10 protein-coding genes are annotated in these 17,644 nt (G+C 54.3%); all 10 read right to left on the bottom strand.

Annotated features, from left to right (window positions below; genetic code table 11):
* Positions 1–64: 64 nt before the first annotated feature.
* The 10 genes from B0B12_RS07090 to B0B12_RS07045 all read right to left on the bottom strand — a co-directional run bounded on the left by B0B12_RS07090 (position 65) and on the right by B0B12_RS07045 (position 17,630).
* Positions 65–1,267, bottom strand: coding sequence for a threonine synthase (locus B0B12_RS07090; RefSeq protein WP_076667750.1), 1,203 nt, complete (start codon positions 1,265–1,267; stop codon positions 65–67).
* Positions 1,268–1,329: 62 nt separating this feature from the next.
* Positions 1,330–2,235 carry a LysR family transcriptional regulator gene (locus tag B0B12_RS07085; RefSeq protein ID WP_076666955.1) on the bottom strand — a complete coding sequence of 302 codons (906 nt, stop codon included), beginning with the start codon at positions 2,233–2,235 and terminating at the stop codon, positions 1,330–1,332.
* Positions 2,236–2,307: 72 nt separating this feature from the next.
* Entirely contained in the window at positions 2,308–2,553 is a 246-nt protein-coding gene (locus tag B0B12_RS07080; RefSeq protein WP_076666954.1) for a hypothetical protein, read from the bottom strand.
* Between the two features lie 118 nt (positions 2,554–2,671).
* Complete coding sequence (locus tag B0B12_RS07075; RefSeq protein ID WP_076666952.1) at positions 2,672–5,422, bottom strand: alpha-L-rhamnosidase-related protein; 2,751 nt, start codon at positions 5,420–5,422, stop codon at positions 2,672–2,674.
* A 548-nt stretch (positions 5,423–5,970) separates the two neighbouring features.
* Entirely contained in the window at positions 5,971–7,146 is a 1,176-nt protein-coding gene (locus tag B0B12_RS07070; protein WP_076666950.1) for an aldose epimerase family protein, read from the bottom strand.
* A 14-nt stretch (positions 7,147–7,160) separates the two neighbouring features.
* The gene (locus B0B12_RS07065; RefSeq protein ID WP_076666949.1) at positions 7,161–8,747 is read right to left on the bottom strand and encodes an alpha-amylase family glycosyl hydrolase; all 1,587 of its coding nucleotides are present in this window, start codon (positions 8,745–8,747) and stop codon (positions 7,161–7,163) included.
* Positions 8,748–9,050: 303 nt separating this feature from the next.
* Positions 9,051–11,522 (bottom strand): glycoside hydrolase family 31 protein, encoded by a 2,472-nt coding sequence (locus tag B0B12_RS07060; RefSeq protein WP_076666947.1) that lies wholly within the window; start codon positions 11,520–11,522, stop codon positions 9,051–9,053.
* A 105-nt stretch (positions 11,523–11,627) separates the two neighbouring features.
* Positions 11,628–12,668 carry a SusE domain-containing protein gene (locus B0B12_RS07055; protein WP_076666946.1) on the bottom strand — a complete coding sequence of 347 codons (1,041 nt, stop codon included), beginning with the start codon at positions 12,666–12,668 and terminating at the stop codon, positions 11,628–11,630.
* A 68-nt stretch (positions 12,669–12,736) separates the two neighbouring features.
* Positions 12,737–14,326 (bottom strand): RagB/SusD family nutrient uptake outer membrane protein, encoded by a 1,590-nt coding sequence (locus B0B12_RS07050; protein ID WP_076666945.1) that lies wholly within the window; start codon positions 14,324–14,326, stop codon positions 12,737–12,739.
* Positions 14,327–14,339: 13 nt separating this feature from the next.
* Complete coding sequence (locus tag B0B12_RS07045) at positions 14,340–17,630, bottom strand: SusC/RagA family TonB-linked outer membrane protein (RefSeq protein ID WP_244554615.1); 3,291 nt, start codon at positions 17,628–17,630, stop codon at positions 14,340–14,342.
* Positions 17,631–17,644 lie beyond the last annotated feature (14 nt).

Raw genomic sequence — 17,644 nt, 5'->3', positions numbered from 1 at the left:
TGAAAGCGGCGGGAAAAACGCTATTGCATAAAAGAGCCCCACCTTTTGTTAAAGATCAGCGTAGTTACTCCGGCTGAAAGCCGCTTAGGTTCTCCATGTATTTCTGGCCCGATCCGGTGTTGAGCAGCAGGATTTCCTCGTCGTACTGAATAAAGCCGGTGTCCAGCAATTTGCGGGCGGCCATCCAGACGGCCGCTCCCTCTGGCGCCACAAACAGCCCCTCGCGGGTACCCAGTTCTTTCAGACCCTCAACCATTTCCTGTTCGCTAATGCTGATGGCCGTGCCGCCCGATTCCTGCAGGGTCTGCAGCATCAGCTGCTCGCCCAGCGGACGCGGCACCGCCAGGCCGTTGGCGATGGTTGGTTTGCCCATGTAGTTCTGGGCATTGTCCTGCCGGCCGTAAAAGGTCTCTACCAGCGGACGGCAGTTTTCGGCCTGCACGGCCACCATCCGTGGCAGTTTAATGTCTTCCGGCAGCCAGCCGATCTGTTTCATTTCCTTGAAGGCCTTCCAGATGCCGATCAGGCCGGTGCCTCCGCCAGCAGGGTATAGGATCACGTCCGGCAGTTGCCAGTTGCCTTGCTCGGCAATCTCGTAGCCCATGGTTTTCTTGCCTTCGAGGCGGTAAGGTTCCTTCAGCGTCGAGACGTCCAGTAGTTCACCATTGCTGTTGAGTTCTCTCACTTTCGCGGCGCAGTCGTTGATCAGGCCATCCACCAGCACCACCTCAGCGCCATACCAGTAGCACTCATCCCGGAAAGCCTTTGGCGTATGGCGGGGCATCACCACGGTGGCGCGCATACCTGCCTTGGCACAATAGGCGGCCATCGCCACACCCGCGTTGCCGGCCGTCGGTATAATGCAGCCCTCTACGCCGTGTTCTTTGGCTTTGGAGATGGCCATGCTCAGGCCGCGGGCCTTGAAAGAACCGGTCGGGTTCTGGCCTTCGTCCTTCAGCAGCAGTTTGCGGAGTTCGTAGCGCCGCGCCAGGTTGTTCAGTTCCAGTATCGGGGTGAAGCCCTCGCCCAGGCTCACGATGTTTTCTTTGTGCAGCACGGGCAACATCTCGAGGTAGCGCCACATCGTGCCTTCCCGGGTAAGCAGTGCCTCTTTTTCAGGCATTACGTCAGGGGTATAGCCGGCCAGTAGCGGCAGCTGACAGCAGGCCGAAACCGTTTGTTTATCAAAAGGTGAATGAGGTTTGCCACAGTTAGAGCAGGTAAGGGCGCTCAAGTGGCTGGTAAGGGATTGAAGCGTCGTTTTCATATCAGTATCTACGGCAAATTGCATCCCTGATATGACCAAACAAAATAGCTAAAAGGAATAGCCTATTCCATTTTGGAATAATAGCGCTTTGTAAACTGAATGAAGTTCTTGTAAGGGAAATTGTTCTCAGTGCCTTTGCGCTGGATAAAGTTGAAGCTCCGCTTGATGGTGAGTCCGTTGATCGGCACCTGCACCAACTCGCCTGACTGCAGCTCCTTGATAACCGCCTGCCGGGGCAGGAAGGAAAGGCAGGTATCGACCCGCACAAAGTTTTTGAGGGCCTCTGTGCCGCCCAGCCTTATTTTGATGGGCAGTTCACTGAGCTTCACCTGCTTTTTCTCCAGTGCCAGTTCCAGCACGGCCAGGGTGCCCGAGCCCCTTTCGCGCAGCGCCAGCGGGACCTCGTACAGGTCGCGTATCTCGAGCTGCTGCTTTTTGAGCGGGTTACGCGACGAGCAGACCGCAATCACCTCGTCTGTCAGGAAAGGGGTATAGGTTACGTTGCTTACCTTGTTGATGCCCTCTACAATGCCCAGGTCGATTTCGTGGTCGAGGAGCGCTTTGAGGATGTTCTCGCTGTTGCGGTTTTTGAGGTCGAGCTGCACGTTCGGGTTCTTCTGCAGGTAGGCCGACAGCACGGGTGGCAGGATGTAGAGCGAGATGGTGGTGCTGGCCCCCAGCACCATGTTCACCTGCGGCGAAAAACTCTCGCTGAGCTGCTTGAAGTCCTGGAACAGCTCGTGCTGCAGCTGCTTGGCAGCCAGTAGTTTGTCATACAACAGCCGGCCGGCGGGCGTCAGCACCACACTGTTGCCGAGCCGCTCAAAGAGGCCGGTTTTATAGAACTCTTCTAGCGCCTTGATGTGCTTGCTGATGGCGGACTGGCTGATAAAGAGCGTCTGGCTGGCTTTCGTAAAGCTCAGCAGCCGCGCCACTTCCATAAAAATCTCGTGCCTGTGAGAGAGCATACCGGTCTGAATGTGTTCCTGCCAATATAACGAAATGCTGTGTGCTTTGGTAGCAGGTACACCGGAAAGGTACTATTGCTGCTGCGTTGTAATCTGCTTGACCAGTTCCTCGTCGCTCACAGACTCCAGCCAGTCTTTGGGAAGCTGCAGCCGCACGGTTTGCGCACCGCCGCTGGGAGTGCAGACCACCGTTACCTCGCCGTTAGTGTCTTCGGTTAGCTCAGCTGCTTTGTCGGCGTTTTCTTTTGAAAGGGTGCCATAGGCCTGCACGCAGGTCCAAGTGGTGTTTTCGGAGTCGGTTACTTCTCTTTGGTTCATCGTTCGTGTTTTAAGGTATAGGCTATACTCTTTTGGGCAGGATAGGATGCAGGCAAATAAAAAATCCCCTGCATGAATTAGCTCAGGCAGGGGATTTTCATGTATAGCGAGCAACAAGCTACTGCACCCGGATCATACGCAGGTGGTCGATCATGGCCTGGTTGACTTCGCCGTTCATGTTCTCGTTGGCGGGCTCGAAGGTGAGGGACAGTTGGTTGGCGCCTTTCTCGAGCTGCACCCATACCTTGTTGCTGTAGCCCCAGTCGCTCCACTCGCCAATGCCCCGCTGCGGCAGCACAATGGTGCCCGCAAAGGCATTGCCTTTTTTCAGGGTGCGCATGGCCGCTTTGTTGTCTGTGTTGATCGGGCCGTTGCCGTTGGCATAGCGGAAGTCGATGGCGTACAGGCCAGCCTGGGGTGCGTTCACTTTGAAAGTGATGGTCGTGTTTGCCTTTCTGCTCACTTCCACAAAGCCCTTGCCGGTGAAGCCTTTGTAGGGTTGCTTGGCTGGTGTAGCAGCTGCTTCCGCTTCGTATACCTGCTCCAGCAATTTGGCATACACTGGCAACGGTTCGCTGGCGAAAGAGCCATAACCAGCTGCATCCGTCGCAATCACCTGGTACTCAGCGTAACCATCCGGCTGCACAGCTATACCTGTCTCAGTCGTTTGCTGCAGCGGCTTGCCGTTTTTGAGTACCGTGTAGTTCACCGCGCCCTCTACGGGCTGCCAGCTATACCTGCCCTTGGCGAAAGTAGCGGTAGGGGTGGGAGGAGTTACATGGTGGGCTACTTTGTTCTGCTTTCCTTTGTCCGAAATCGCATCGCTTAGCACGATCTTCACGGTATGGCGACCGGTGAGCGTGGCAGGTATAGCAGCTCCTTTTAGTTCCTGACCATCCATTGTAATGGAGCGGATGCTATTGCCGAAACCTTCCATTTCGATGTCGAGCACGGCGTTCCTATACCTGAAATTGGTGAGGCTGCGCTTGCCTTTGTAAACTTCCGGCACAAAGGGCTTGAACGCGAGCTGGTCTGCCTGAAAATCCATACCGAAAAGCAGTTTGTAGGTCATGCCCAGATAACCGCCCACGCTCCAAAGCTGACGGTCGGAATTAACCTGCGTGCCGGCGTAGTCGCCGTTGCTGGCCACAAAGTTCTCCTTGTTGGTGAGGAACAGGGCAGCCGGACGGTAAATAGCGTTCAGGCTCTCTACAGTAGCGGTTTCATTACCAGCTTTGGCGGCAGCCAGCGTCCAGTATGCCTGCACGAAGGGCCAGATGCCGTTGTTGTGGTAAGGCGGCATGTTCGGGATCTGTGGGAAGATACAAGGCACTCCATATTCGTAAACCGGCGTGCTGGCCACGATTTGCTTCGTTTTGCTTTCATCGGCAATGTCAAACAGCACCGTCAGGGCCTCACCCAATGCTTCGGACCTAGGCGAAAGCGTCAGGTAGTTGCGACCATACAAGTATTGTCCATAATAGCCTTTGTCCTGCTGCCAGAGTTTTTCATTTATACCCTTTCTAATGCGCTGGGCTAGTTGGCTATACTTGTCGGCTGCTTGTTTGTCGTTTAGCATCGTCGCCATCTGGCTTAGCAGCACATTGGCCTGGTAGTGCACCGCGTTCGTGCCCAGGTTCTGCGAAGCGTAAATGTCGGCGGGCTGCATCCATTTCGGGTACGTCTGCTCACGCCAGTCCAGGAAAGAGGATTCGCCGCGCATCAGGTTCGTCTTTTGGTCGAAGGCATTGAGCAGGTCATCTTCCATGGAATTGCGGGTGATCTCGTATGCCTGGCGTAGCCAGTTCTGGTCGCCGGTCACGGTATAGATTTCCCAGGCGGCAAGCGCCCACACAATGCGGTCCGTCGATACCGGGTAGGCGCCGCCCGTGCCCGTGTCTTGAATGATGCGCTTGTTCTTCACTTTGCGCATCAAACTCTTGCGGGCTACCTCAGGCTCGATGGCGGCCAGGCCCAAGACCAAGGCATAGCTGATGTCGCGGGTCCACACCCCGGCCCACTCTTTTCCGGTCCGGAACGTGCTGTCGGCCTCGATGTTTTTCACCACTTCTTCCAGCGTCATATTGTAGAGTGCATCAGTCAGCAGGTAATCCGATTTGTACTGCGGATAATGGTCGATCTTCGAGCTCAGCTTCCAGTGCGAGGCCGTGAATTTTTCTTCGCGGTGGGCGTTCATGGTGAGCGTCACTTCGTAAATGCCATCGCCATCCGGGTCCTCCAGCCGCATGCCTTCCCGACTAGCCAGGTTGTCGAAATCCCAGGAAAGGGGAGAGGAGTTGCCGGCGATGTAGACGCCCTTGAAATCGTCTTTGTATACCTTGCTGCCGTTGTAGGCCGTGTAAAAACCGTCTTTTTCAAAAGCGGCCAGCACGTCCCGCATGTCCACGCGCACAGTCAGCGGCGTGTTCGGGGCCAGAAAAGCCTTTGGTGGCGCAGGAGCCGTAGCCTTTAGCTGTTGCCCGAACTTGATGATCGGTGTTTCGCAGCTTCCGCCTTCCTCGGCCAGGCAGATGAACTGGTGGTCCATGCCCGGCGGCATCTCATTGTCCTTGCTGTTGATGCTGAACTTGAACATGATCTCAGGCGACTGGAACTCATTGGCCGGACTTTGGTAACTGGAGGTAATCTCGGTTGGGGAGACGGCTTTTGCTGTGTGGTCGCCTTGCACAATACGATCACGGTATACGCTGTAGACCTGCGATTGCCAGATCAGGTTTTCGTTGCTGACTGTTGCGGTAGTTGCGCCGGTGTCGGCAGTGGTAGCCGAGCCAGGCTGTTGTGTTTTGCAGGCTGTGGCAGTTAGCAGGGCTGCTAAGCCCAGGGTATGTAGGTAATAGTGTCTTTTCATGGTCAATCTTTGTAATGTATTATACCTGTGTTGGTTGCAGATATAGCGGTTCTTGTTTCATAGCTTTCGCTTAGCCAGCGGGGCTGTTTCGCCTGTGCGGCGGGCACCTACTTTTTGTCTTGACACAAAAAGTAGGCAAAAAAGTCAAGACCCTCCAAACTCGCTGACCGCTCAAACAGTGGAGTGTCGTAAAGTGCACCTGGCCATTGTAATCTGTTCCATAGCTTCGGGGACAAGTTAGTCTTGCTATACCTGCCAGAGGTCAGTAACAATACCGGTAACTACAAAGCTTATACCTTAGGTATAGAAGCTACAAAAAGTCCCCCTTCGAAGGGGGCAGAGGGATGTCAACCGTTCCCAAATATGAAGCTAGCTACAGCGCTGCTACCCCAAAATTTGCAGCATCATAAATTCCCCTCTCGAGAGGGGCAGGGGTGTGTCAATCATGCACGAGAATCCTGAAAATCCGTGGGGGTAGGGGCCCTCTTTAAAATCCTGCAAATCCTTGGGGAAGGGGCCCTATATAAAGATTCAGGCAACCCCCAACACTACTCCTTCACCTCAAACTTATAAACCGTTGTCTCACTATACTTCTCGCCCGGCTTTAATATCGTCGAAGGAAAACTTTCCTGATTCGGGGAATCGGGGAAGTGCTGGGCTTCGAGGCAGAGGCCGGCGTAGCGGTTGTAAGTTGTGTTGTTGTGGCCGGTCAGGGTGCCGTCGAGGTGATAGGCGGTGTAGAACTGGATGCCGGGCTGCGTGGTCTGCACATGCATCACACGACCTGTACTCGGATCTTCTACTGTGGCGGCGTGTACCAGTTTGTCGCCGCCGTTGCGCACTACATAGTTCAGGTCATAGCCGTAACCCTGCAGGTTTTCGATGCGGTCCCCAACACGGGTGGGCGTGGTAAAGTCGTAGGGAGTGTCTTTCACTGAAGCAAGCTCGCCGGTAGGTATAAGCGTTTTGTCGGTAGCCGTGAACTGGTCGGCGTGGATCGTGACGATGTGGTGGAGGATGTCCTCCTCTTTGCCGGCGCTCAGATTGAAATAACTGTGGTTGGTCAGGTTCACCGGGGTGGCTTTGTCGGTAGTGGCCTCGTAGTCGATCTTCAGAGCGTTGAAGCCGGTCAGGGTATAGGTGACTACTACGGTCAGGTTGCCGGGGTAGCCTTCTTCGCCGTCTTTGCTCACATAGGTCAGCCGGATGGCATTTTGCTTCTGCAGCGGCTCGGCCTGCCACACCACCCTGTCGAAACCGGTGATGCCGCCGTGCAGGTGGTTGGGCTTGTCGTTCACCGCCAGGGTATACTCCTGCCCATCCAAGGTAAATTTGCCTTTGGCGATGCGGTTGGCGTAGCGCCCCACAATGCCCCCGAAATGCGGGTCGTTGGGAACGTAGCCGTCTATGTTGTCGAAGCCAAGCGCCACTTCGCCCATATTGCCGTCCCGGTCGGGTGTCTGGATGGAGGTCACGATGGCGCCGTAATTGGTGATCTTCACGGTCATGCCGTTGGCGTTCGTCAAGGTATAGAGCTGCACTTGCTGTCCGTTGGGGGCAGTGCCAAAGGGTTCGGATTTTATTTCCACAGTATTCACTTCCTGTTCACTTAAATCTTGTCCGGACTGGTCTGGGTTACTATTGCAGCCTGTCAGCGTCGCGCAACTCAGGCAGGCAATCAGCGTCAGCGAGGGCAAGGTATAGGAGCCTTTACGTTTTTTCATAAACTCGTTTTGATTTATTTTCTTAAGATAAGGGAGCTGTAGGCTGGTAGCTGCGCCGTATTGCCATTTCGTTTGGCGCCGTTGTGCTGGTGCATCAGCTGCTTGTGGTCCTGCACACTGGCAGGTATAGCCACGCTCACTTCCTTGCCTGACAGGTTGTGCAAAACCAACACCGATTCATCAGGCGACGTGCGTGTAAAGGCGCTAATGGCACGGTCGTTCACGTTCACAGGTTCGATTTCCCCAAGGGCCAGGGCCTTGCTGCTGTTGCGCAGCCGGATGTAGGCTTTGTAATGGTTGAGGAGCGAATTCGGATCCTGAGCTTGCTGTGCTACTGGCTTAACCGTTTGCTCTGTGCTAAACTTTGGCGTTACCCAGCTCGTGCGGCAATCGTCGTTGGTTTTGGTATCCCACAGGAAGGGCTCGCGTATCTGTTCGTCCGGTTTCTTGCCTTGCATCCCGATCTCCTCGCCATAATACACGTAAGGCGCGCCCGGCAGCGTGAAGAGCAGGGCAGCTGCTACCTTGGCTTTGTTCGGGTCGCCGTTTACCTCACTCATAATGCGGTTCTGGTCGTGGTTGCTCAGGATGGTGGCATCGACATAATTGGGGTTCACCTGCTGGTAGGCGTCCCGCATACGTTCGTGGTGGACGGCAATTGAGTCGCCGTTCCCGGTTTTGAGCGCGTCGAGTATTTTCCAGCTCAGCTCGAAGTTAAAGAGGGCGGGAAGGCCCTTCATGTAAGGAGCCACGATATCAGACTCACCCCAAACCTCGCCCACCAGGTATACGTCCGGTTTTACTTTCTGCATCTCGGCTTTGAACTCTTCCCAGAAAGCGTGGTTGTCGTCGGGTCTGTCATCCGGGAAAATGTGACGGGCCGCATCAAGCCGGAAGCCGTCCACGCCAACTTCTTCGAGCCAGAAACGCCCTACTTTGTATATTTCCTGCCGCACTTTCGGATTGTCGAAATTGAGGTCGGGCATGCCGCCCCAGAAGTAACCGAAGTATTTGTAGTCGCTGCCCTTCACTTCGTGCCAGTGCTGCACGTTGCGGGAGTCGTCGCCCGTGGTTTTGCCCTCGCCTTTGGTCTGCGGATCGTCTTTGTGCGCCCATACGTAGTAGTCGCGGTAAGGGCTTTTCTCGTCTTTGGCCGCCTCCAAAAACCAAGGGTGCTGGTTGCTCGAGTGGTTCACCACCAGGTCGATCACTACTTTGATGTTACGGTCGTGCGCCGCAGCCACAAAAGCCTTAAAATCCTCCATCGTGCCGTAATCCGGGTGGATGCCGTAGTAGTCGGTCACGTCGTATTTGTGGTAGGAGGGAGAGGGGCTCATCGGCATCAGCCAGACAGCCTCTATACCTAAATCAGTCAGGTAATCGAGTTTGGAGGTCATGCCTTTGATGTCGCCGATGCCGTCGTCGTCGGAGTCGCAGAAGGACTGCACAAAGATCTCGTAGCTCACGCTGCGCGGCCATTCGCTGGCTTTGATTTCTGTGCTCACACCGGATTCGCCCTCTGCTGTACCCGGTCTGCTACAGGCCGTGGACAGGTATAGCGCAGGTATCAGCAGGAGGTAATTCAGGTTTCGTTTTTTCATGGTTGTTTGAGTTTACCGATGATGTAAAGTCGTACTATGTAGCACTCCTCGTTTTTATGTTTCTAATCCCTTCGCCCCTTAATGCCCTCGCTCGCGTCCCGCGAGTATGCGCTATCTGGCGGACTCTGGCCGCTGTGTTTGTGCCTTCTGGCACAAGTGGCGGGACGCCAATAGATTTCTCACAGGGACACTCTGCACGATAATTCCCCTCGTTGTAGGGGTAGGTTAATCATGCACAAGAATCCTACTAATGCGTGGGGGTAGGGGCCCTCTTTATAATCCTGAAAATGCTGATTCAGGCAGTTAAAACCCCACCGTAAACTTTCCATTCTCATTCCGCACTACCAGGCTTCGCACGCTATACCCGATTCCCGGGTTGGCTGTGCCTTGCGGATCGAAGCGGGAAACCGGGTCGATGAACGAGGCGAAGTCTTGCTGCACGGTGGTGCGCTTGCCGTTCAGTTGGAACCGGGTCTTTGCATCGAAACCGTGCAGCATCACCTTTACGTGGTTGAATTTCGTTTTGAAGTTGCCCTCCACATCGCCGAAAGTGATGGTCTTGCGGCGCGGGTCGTAGCTGATCGTGCGTTTGTAGTAGGCCCCCTTTTGGTAGTCGTAGCTCTCGCCGTCGTCTTCGTAGTACACAAAACTATTAGGCACGTCGCCGCGGTAAACGTGTATGGTCAGCGTGTCGGTTGGCATCTCACTGGTGTGCTGCACCAGCGACTGCATCGGAACAATGCTGCTTTCCTTCACATAGACCGGCAACTTGTTATACTGCACAGGAATCATCTCTTCGCGGTTACCCTGTTTTACTTCGCCTGTCCAGAGATCGTACCACCTACCGCGCGGGAAGTAAACCCTGCCGTAGTTTTTGGTACTCTCGAACGGCATGATCAGGAAGGCCTTGCCGAACTGGTACTGCGACTCAAACTCGCCATTGTATACCTTGTCGTCGTGGGTATAGTCAATAGCGAGCGTGCGCATGAGCGGCTGTCCGGTTTGCGTCGCTTCGTACATGTTGGAGTAGATGTAGGGCATCAGGCGGTAGCGCAGGCTGATGAAGTTGCGGGCAATCTCGGTTACTTCTTCGCCAAAAGCCCAGGGCTCTGCAGAGCGGGTATTAACGCCGGTGTGGTTGCGGAAGTAGGGGGTAAAGGCTCCCAGTTGAATCCAGCGGGCGAACAGACCAACCGGCGCATTGCCCGTGAAGCCGCCAATGTCCATGGCCGAGAAGGAAACGCCCGTTACGCCGAGGCTGTTGAGCAGGCGTATACCTAGGAGCATGTGACTGTCCTCGGCGCGGTTATCACCGGTCCAGATGGCGGAGTAGCGCTGGGAACCCGAGTAGCCGGCACGCGAAAGGATGAACGGACGCTTGTTAGGCATGTGCTGGCGGGCGCCTTCGTAGCTGGCGCGGGCCATTTGCAGACCGTACACGTTGCGGCCCTCTTTGTGCGTGGTGAGGTTGCCCTCATAGTCGAAGAGCACATTGTTGGGCATTTTTTGACCCCAGGTGGCAATCTCATTCATGTCGTTCCAGAATCCGTCCACATTCGTGTTAGCAAAGAATTTGATCTCCTTCTTCCACCATGCGCGGCCTTTCTCACTCGTGAAATCCGGGAAGTGCGTCCAGCCCGGCCATACCTCACCGGCATAATATTTTCCGTCCGGGTACTTCAGAAACACATCGTCTTTGACGCCGCGCTCATAGGCGCCGTAGCCTTCCTCGATCTTAATACCCGGGTCCACGATCACGGTAGTCCGGAAGCCCATGTCCTTGAGCTTTTTGTTCATGGCGGCCGGGTCCGGGAAGCGCGTTTTATCCCAGGTGAAGAGTTTGTAAGCATCCATGTAGTGGATGTCGAGCGTGATGCCGTCGGCAGGTATGCGCTTTTCGCGCAGGGTCTGGGCGATGCGGTATACCTCCGTCTCCGGGTAGTAGGAGTAACGGTTCTGCTGGTAGCCCAGGCTCCAGAGCGGCGGCAGCTCCATGCGGCCAGTCAGCCAGGTATAGCTCCCGATGATGTCGGCCAGTTTGGAGTGGTAGAAGAAGTAATAGTCCATCTCGCCACCCTGCGCCCCGAAAGAGGAAAAGCGGTTGTTGCTGGCCCCAAAGTTGAAATCGCTCTGGTAACTGTTGTCGAAGAAGATGCCGTAGTTGAGGCCACTGTGGATGCCGATGTAGAAAGGAAAGGTGGTATAGAGCGGATCCTGGTTGGTGGTGTAGGCGTAGGCGTCGGTGTTCCAGTTGGTGTAGCCGCTGCCGCGTCGGTCAAGCCCACCGGTCTTTTCGCCCAGCCCAATGAAGCGCTCGCCCTGCTGCATTTTTTTGTAAGTAGTCACTTCCTCGCCGATCCAGGAGGTAGTCAGGCCCTCTTCGTCCTGGTTGATCACCTTGCCGTCGCGGGTCAGGAATGCGATGGCGTAAGGCTTCTTGGTGATGCGGGCCTGCAGCGAGTCGGTCACGATCGACACTTCCTTGTCGTTCTGCGTGATGTTCACCTTAACCTGTTGCGGTTGCGTGACCACGGCGTAAGAGAAGTCCTTGCCCAGTGGTTGCTTGTCCATGCGCACGCGCACCACGGTCGGGGAATAGACGGTCACCTCCACGTGGTTGTTCAGGTCGGTAGTCAGGTTTACCCTTTGGCCCTCGATGCTCACATTTTTGACAGAGCCAACTGCTCTGATCGGGTTGTTCTGAGCAAAGGAGGACGGCAGGTATAGCACGGTAGCTAGCAGGAGGGCGGCCAGTGGTTTGTAGAAAATCTTCATAGGCAGGGTTCTTACCAAAGGGTTAAAACAAGAGGTCTTTATATAGCAAACCCGGCCAGGCGTGGTAGCCTGCCGGGTTTGCTGATATGTGATAGTCAAGTCCGATTACAACTTAACTAAAGTGTAAGTTGCAGTCTCAGCCTCTTCATCTATTTTGAGCGTGATCTCATACTTACCTGCCGCCGTTATGGCAATGTTATCACCACCGAGGTTCAAGTTTCCGTCTTTGCCGCCATAGTTGATGTCCCAGGCGTCGTTGAAGCGGAATTTGATATCACCTACTTTCAGGTCAAGGGTTGCTTTCCAAACATCCTCCTCGTTGATGTAGCGCATGTTCTGGTCTGAATCCCAGCCACCTGCCGTCGCGCTACCGATTACGCCCCATGAGTGTTTGGTAGCGCTCCAGGTCAAAGTGTTGAGGTTAACAATGAGCATATAGCTGTCATTTGCAGGTACTGACAAGTCGGAGCCATTTTCAGCCAATGTGCCAGCTGTTGCCCCATTGCCCCAGTTCAGATCCCAGCTACGCTCAGCTGTAAATTTGAACATACGGCTCTTTCCTGGATCTGTGAAGCTGATTATACCCTGGTAAATGTTGTTAGCCTCTACTGAGATTAGACTTGGTGCCGTGCCTGGGTTCCAGCCCTGGTAGTCGCCTGGTACATAAATGAAGGTTGGCTCGATGTACGTGTTGTATGGCGTCACGTTTACGGTTACGACGTTAGAGTAAACCGGATTCACGAACTCTGAAACCCCGGCTCTGATTCTGAATTTCACTTCGTGCATCTCTTCCGGTGTGTACTTCAGCCGGCTCATCAGCGTATTCAGTTCCTGACCAGTATAGGCTTTTGAGGTCATTTTGTTACCCAACGAAACAGAATAGGGAGCCACGAAATTATCACCAGCCGTATCGATCTGCAACGAGTACTCTGTGGCCGCATCGAAACCGAAATCGGCTTCGTTCCAGTTCAGGGTGAGGGCTGTGCCTTCAGCAGTCTCCTCCGTTAAAACCACATTAGTTGAGCTTGCTGAAAGCATAGGAGGAGTGCCCTCACGGAGAATCAATTTGTCTTCGTCTTTCTCGCAACTCATTAGCGTGAGGGAGGCGAGCACAAAGACCAGCGATTTATTTAACCAGTTTTTCATAAAAAACGATTTTTAAAACAGTTGGAAAAGGCAGCGACAGGTATAGCGCCTGCCGCCGCCGTTTATTTTTAGTAACCTGGCGTAGGGGTCAGGTTAGGGTTTGCCACCAGGTCGTTGGCCGGAATCGGATACAGTTTCCTGAAGTCGGCTACGCTAGTACCCTCCATCATGCCGCCTTTCCAAGCCCATAGATAGCTATCACCTGTAAAGCGGTTGAAGCGAATCAGGTCGGTACGGCGGTGTGCTTCCCAGTTCAGCTCGCGGGCGCGCTCATCCAGAATGAAATTGAGCGTCATCTGGCTGGCTGTAACGTTTCCTGCCGCGCCGCCATTATAGGCGCGGGTACGAAGGGCATTCACATATTGCAACGCCAAAGCAGGGTCACCGCCTGTGCCGCCACGCAACACGGCTTCTGCATACATCAGGTATACATCCGCCAGACGGAACATCGGGAAGTCAGTGTCCACGAAGGTAGGGTTGGAACCTGCCTGGCCGGCAGGATTAACGTTTTTCCATTTCGTAATCGGGTAACCGTCCGTGAAGGTGGCAATCGTGTTAATCTCTTTCTCCTGTCCGTTGGTGTGAAAGTTGGCACGGTCATCAGCAGTGAGCGCTGTGCTGGAGAACAGGTCATAAATAGAAGGGGTGGAGCGTATACCTCCCCAACCAGAGTCGATGCCAAAGGCTGAGGCTGACATGGTACCGCCAACAGCCGCGTGTGTCAGGAAGGTAGTACCACCGTAAGACTGTGTCCGCAGACCATCAAACGTGATCGGGAAAATGATCTCGTTGGAGGTATGGTTCGTTGTCATGAACAGGTGGTCGTAATCTGGTTCCAGGGTATAGCCTGCACCAATCACCTTTGTAGCGTATGTGATGGCCTCCGTGTACTTTTTCTGGTTCGTGTATACCTCTGCGTTCAGGTATAGCTTGGTTAGCAGCGTCCAGGCAGCGGCCTGGTCGGCACGACCATACTCATTCTGGCGGGCAGCTGCCAACTCGCTCTCGATGGCCAGCAGCTCAGATTCCACATAAGCGAACAGCTCTTCTCTGGAGGCTTGTTCCGGGAAGAACTTGCCGATCAGGTCGGCTTCGGTTACAAACGGCACGCTTCCGTACAGGTCAAGGGCATGCCAGTAGCTGAGGGCACGCAGGAATCGGGCCTCTGCACGGAATTTCTTCGCCTCTTCAAGGTTAGCGCCTGTAATGCCGCGCTCATTTAACTTGGCATCGTCCATCTCCCGGATAAACTCGTTCGCCAGCGTAATCTGGTAGAAAATGCGGTAGTACATGGCTGTGGTCACGTCGTTGTTCGATGACCAGGTCAGTGTATTGAGCGCAGGCAGTCCCGGGTCGTTCCAGGCGATCACCGCCTCATCGGTTGGCACCTGCTGCAGCATCCAATAGGTACGCACATAGTTAGACGCACCCTCATCTATACCGCCCACGTCTGGCCTACCGGACGGGCCTTGCTGGCCTGTAAGGGCAAAGCCAGCATATAATTTAGCCAGAATTGGTTTGTAATTGGCAAAGTCGCGGTAAACGCTTGCCGAGGTAGCCTCATAAAAAGGCTCTCTTTCAAGGTCGTCGACGCAGGAGGTAGCGGCCACAGCCATGAGTCCTGCACAGAGTATGGTTTTTAGATATCTTGATGTCATGATGATGCGCTAATTAAAGTTCAATGTTCAGACCAAGGGTGAACACTCGCGGTCTTGGGTAGAAATTGTTGTCGATACCGCTCGCTATTTCAGGATCCAGACCGGTATAGTCGGTGATCACAAAGGCGTTCTGGATGTTGGCGTTCAGTCGCAGGGCCGCACGATCGTTCATGATCCTGCCGAAGTTGTAACCCAGGCTGATGTTCTCCATGCGAACGAATGAAGCGTTCTCAATGTAGTAGTCAGACTCATACTGACGGATGTTGAAGCCCGTCTCGTTTACGTTGCGTGACATGTTGGACAGCCAGTTGCTCACAGAGGTTACTTCGTAAGCGCCCGTGTTGGAATGCACGTTGTTGTAAACATAGTTATTGAAGTTGCCGCGCATTAACAGACCCAAAGACCAGTTGTTATAGTTCAACTGTGTGTTGAAGCCCATGAAAAGACGTGCATCGGGATTCTTATAGCGGTACTTGTCTTGCTCATTGATGATGCCGTCCTGGTTCAGGTCAGCATACAGGCCTTCGATCGGACGACCGTCCTCGCCATACACCTGCTTGTACACATAGAAGCTGTTTGGAGCGAAGCCTACGGTGTGTACCTGTATGTTACGTCCGGTGGCACCTGCAATACCGCCAGTTAGTACGCCTACAGAGTTGTCTTCGTCCACTGTGTTCAATTTAGTGATCTCGTTGCGGATAACAGAACCGTTGATGCCCGCAGACCAGGTGAAGTTCTCACGGTCGATGATCACGTAGTTCAACACTGCTTCTAAGCCCTTGCTTTCGATGCTTCCCACGTTGGTCAGCAGCAGGTTGGTCAGGTTCGTGCCAGCAGGTACCGGCACCACGCTCAACAGGTCTTTTGTGTTACGCTGGAAGGCGTCCAGGCTACCGTACAAGCGGTTGTTCAAGAAACCAAAGTCGATACCTGCGTTCCATGTCTTGGTTTCCTCCCATTTCAGGTTCGCGTCATATCCTTCCGGACGAAGCAGCAGGTAGTATTGATTGCCGATCTGGTACATGGCAGCGCTGTCACTGGAGGTATAGCGGGCCAGGTATGGGAAGTCATTGCCCACGTCCTGCTGACCAGTTACACCATAGCCTACACGCAGTTTCAGATCAGACACCACTGGGTTATCTCGCAGGAAAGCCTCTTCATTAATTCTCCAGGCAAGTGCCAGTGATGGGAAAGTTCCCCATTTCTGACCTTCTCTGAAGCGGGAAGAACCATCACGACGCACGGTGGCTGTTAAGATGTAGCGGTCCATCAAAGCATAGTTCACACGGCCAAAGAAAGATACCAATGTGTTCTGCGTTTTGAAAGGGAATGGGGCAGCCGCTCTGCGCACTGTACCATTTTCTCTTAACAGCGGGAAAGCCGGGCGCTCCGTAACCCAATCCTGATAAGAGTAACCGGCTGTTACATCAACGCGGCTGCGAATGCCCTCGAAGTCGTTGGTGTAGTTCATGTAGTAATCGAGTAGCTTGTTGGTCCGCTTCTCTTCGTAGCGCTGGAATGAACCACCCTCGAATGACTCAGCGGCAAGCGTAACAGGCGCGTTGTTGTTGCCTTCGCTGTCAGACTTGTCGTAGCCTACGTTTAAGTTAGCACGCAACGCTGGCAGGAAGTGAAATTTGTAGTCAATCTGTATGTTACCGATGCTGCGCCGGGCTTCCCCTTCGTTGCGGCGCTGCTCCAGCATGCTGAGTGGGTTGCGGGTCGCAATGGTAATCGGTTTTTTGTCAGCCGGGTCAAGCCATTCGAAATAGCCGCCGAAACCGTTTTCTGCATACACAGGCTGTGTCGGATCGAAATTAACTGCGGCTCCGATGGCACCTTCGTCAGCAAAACGGCTGTTGGTCAAGGCGCCTTTCCAGTTCAGATCCACACTTAAGTGATCGTCCAGGAAATTTGGTGTCAGCTTCACGCTACCCGTCAAACGCTCAAAGTTGGATGTTTTGACAACACCATCCTGGTTCAGGTAGCCGAGTGATACACGGTAAGGCAGCTCTTTCACCGAGCCGCTCACACTCAAATTGTTGTCGGTAGTGTAGGCATTGCGGTAAATCTGATCCTGCCAATCGGTGTTTGCACTGCCCAGCAGCCTGATCTGTTCCTGGTTGCCCAACTCGGTTACGGTCCTTCTGAACTCATCCGCGCCCATGACGTCCACCTGCTTGGTGTTGGTAGACAGAGAGTGCTGAGTGCTGAAGTTAACGCGTGTCTTCTGACCGGCTTGGCCACTTTTGGTTGTAATGATAATCACACCGTTGGACGCCCGTGAGCCGTAGATGGCTGTCGCGGAGGCATCCTTCAGGATGTTCATGGAAGCGATGTCGTCCGGGTTAATGAAGTTGAGCGGGTTAGCTGAACCCGCAATCACCTCGTTGTCGATCGGCACGCCGTCGATTACGATGAGGGGGTCGTTGCTGGCGTTCAGGGATGCGCCACCACGTATACGAATGCGGCTACCAGCACCCGGTGCACCACCGTTTGAGGTGATCTGCACACCGGCTACTTTACCGGTAATAAGCTGCTCGGCTGTAGTTACCTGTCCATCCTGGAAATCCTCTTCCGAAATGGTGGTCACGGCGCCAGTCACGTCTTTTCTTTCCTGCGTACCATACCCCACCACGACCACTTCCTGTAGCGCCTGCGCGTCGGTGCGCATCGTCACGTTCATGGTAGCTTGGTTGTTGACGGCCACTTCCTGTGTGGTATAGCCAATAAAGGAGAAGACCAGCGTGCCGCCGGAAGCCGGCACCGGCAAGGTGAACTCGCCGTTGGCATTGGTGGAAGTACCGCGGGTAGTGCCTTTGAGTACCACCGTTACGCCGGGCAGCGATTCGCCGTTCTCGTCCAGCACACGACCGCTTACGGTCACATCCTGCTGCACGGTTGCGCGAGGCTTGGCTACTACGGTGGTGGTATTGGCTGCGGCAGGACGTGCCTTGGAGATGATGTACACACCGCGAACTTTTTTATACGACAGGTTATTGCTGGCCAGCGTGGTGCCCAGGAACTCGTCCACGTTCTGCACGGCGCCCTTTTGCTCCGGCATGATCAGTTGTACGTCATCGGCCAGGCTGGCCTGGTAAGAGAACTGTATACCGTGTGAGTTCTTCAGGTCGTTGAGCAGATCCTTGAGCGACTTGGCCGTCAGGGCCTGTCCGGAGGTGTGGTTCACTGCAAGGTTCGGACCCGGGCCCGGATAACCCTGAGCGGTCCCCGGCACCTGCAAGCAGCACAGGGCTACTGCCAGACCAAAGGACCCTAATCTCTTGGTAGATGTATTTGACATGGATTATGCGTTAG

Source organism: Pontibacter indicus (assembly GCF_900156345.1).
In the GTDB taxonomy this organism is placed as follows: domain Bacteria; phylum Bacteroidota; class Bacteroidia; order Cytophagales; family Hymenobacteraceae; genus Pontibacter; species Pontibacter indicus.
This window is presented reverse-complemented; position numbering and strand designations above follow the sequence as displayed.

What these genes read in the sequence shown, in the direction of transcription:
- B0B12_RS07085 (WP_076666955.1), bottom strand. Translation starts at nt 2,235, where the DNA reads ATGCTCTCTCACAGGCACGAGATTTTTATGGAAGTGGCGCGGCTGCTG.
- B0B12_RS07090 (WP_076667750.1), bottom strand. Translation starts at nt 1,267, where the DNA reads ATGAAAACGACGCTTCAATCCCTTACCAGCCACTTGAGCGCCCTTACC.
- B0B12_RS07065 (WP_076666949.1), bottom strand. Translation starts at nt 8,747, where the DNA reads ATGAAAAAACGAAACCTGAATTACCTCCTGCTGATACCTGCGCTATAC.
- B0B12_RS07075 (WP_076666952.1), bottom strand. Translation starts at nt 5,422, where the DNA reads ATGAAAAGACACTATTACCTACATACCCTGGGCTTAGCAGCCCTGCTA.
- B0B12_RS07045 (WP_244554615.1), bottom strand. Translation starts at nt 17,630, where the DNA reads ATGTCAAATACATCTACCAAGAGATTAGGGTCCTTTGGTCTGGCAGTA.
- B0B12_RS07060 (WP_076666947.1), bottom strand. Translation starts at nt 11,522, where the DNA reads ATGAAGATTTTCTACAAACCACTGGCCGCCCTCCTGCTAGCTACCGTG.
- B0B12_RS07070 (WP_076666950.1), bottom strand. Translation starts at nt 7,146, where the DNA reads ATGAAAAAACGTAAAGGCTCCTATACCTTGCCCTCGCTGACGCTGATT.
- B0B12_RS07050 (WP_076666945.1), bottom strand. Translation starts at nt 14,326, where the DNA reads ATGACATCAAGATATCTAAAAACCATACTCTGTGCAGGACTCATGGCT.
- B0B12_RS07055 (WP_076666946.1), bottom strand. Translation starts at nt 12,668, where the DNA reads ATGAAAAACTGGTTAAATAAATCGCTGGTCTTTGTGCTCGCCTCCCTC.
- B0B12_RS07080 (WP_076666954.1), bottom strand. Translation starts at nt 2,553, where the DNA reads ATGAACCAAAGAGAAGTAACCGACTCCGAAAACACCACTTGGACCTGC.